Source organism: Pseudomonas sp. NBRC 111130, assembly GCF_001320485.1.
Taxonomy (GTDB): Bacteria; Pseudomonadota; Gammaproteobacteria; order Pseudomonadales; family Pseudomonadaceae; genus Aquipseudomonas; species Aquipseudomonas vlassakiae.
In genome coordinates this window covers 1-1,252 of sequence record NZ_BCBG01000112.1, presented here as the reverse complement: position 1 = coordinate 1,252, position 1,252 = coordinate 1, and the positions used below count along the sequence as shown (strand labels likewise).

The 1,252-nt window shown below is 54.5% G+C and carries 1 pseudogene; it reads left to right on the top strand.

The annotated features are described in order from the left end of the window. Positions 1-48: 48 nt before the first annotated feature. Positions 49-1,252, top strand: a pseudogene (locus APH33_RS27810) (IS3 family transposase); the annotation flags it as partial.

Sequence of the window (1,252 nt, the reverse complement as noted above, 5' to 3'; positions counted from 1 at the left end):
TGGACTGCCCCCAAGAAGTTGGACACCAATCCAACCCTTGGGGGATTCATGGCCAAGTACACTGAGCAGTTCAAGCTCACAGCAATCACTGCCTATTTGGATGGCAGCAACGGTTTCCGTACGGTAGCTCGAAACTTTGGCATCGATTTCAGCCTGCTGCGACGCTGGGTTGCCAGCTACCAGTTGAGACGCAGCATCAGCCCAGGCTCGCATGCACGGCGCTATACCGAGGACTTCAAGCGGCAGGTGCTGAGTTACATGCATGAGCATCGCCTTTCCCTGCGCCAAACTGCTGCGCACTTTGACCTCGGACAATCATCTCAGATAGGCATTTGGCAGCGGCAGTACTACAGTGGCAGTCCTGTCTCGCCTACTGTCATCAAGCAAAGAAAGCCAATCAACGTGTCGAAGAAAATCAAGCCAGCCAAGCCCACCAATACCGACGATGCGCAAAAGCCTCGAGAGCAGCTGATGGCTGAGCTTGAGTACCTGCGCATGGAGAACGCTGTCCTAAAGGAGCTCAAGGCCATGCGGGAGGAACAGGAGCGAACACGGACGAAAAAGTCTTAATCGTCGCCAAACTCAAGCGCAGATTTCCTTTGCCTGACCTACTGCGGGTAGTCGGGCTGGCGCGCAGCACCTTCTACTATCAGCTCAAGGCTCAGCAGAAGCCGGACAGGCATGCGGCGCTCAAAGAACTGGTACATCGTGTCTATCACGAGCACAAAGGGCTGTACGGCTATCGCCGCGTTGCGCTCGTGATAAGAAAGGACAAGCTGGTGAACAAGAAGGTCGTTGAACGACTGATGGCTGAGCAAGGGTTGAAGTCAGTGGTACGGCCTAAGAAATACCGTTCCTATCGTGGTGTTGTCGGCAAGGTGGCGGCGAATTTGCTAGAGCGAAATTTTGTTGCCCAACGACCTAATCAGAAGTGGGTGACCGACGTGACTGAATTCAAGGTGGCGCAACAGAAGCTCTATCTCTCGCCGGTGATGGATTTGTACAACGGTGAAATCGTGGCGTACGAAACGGCCAAACGTCCTTGCTACAGCCTGGTTGGGAACATGCTCGACAAGGCCCTCGACTGCTTGGGAGAGAAGCCGAAGCTTGTGCTGCATTCAGATCAGGGATGGCATTACCAGCAGGCTCAGTATCGTCACAAACTCCGTGGGCGAGGCGTGAAACAGAGCATGTCGCGCAAGGGCAATTGCCTGGACAACGCGGCCATGGAAAGCTTCTTCGGTACGCTCAA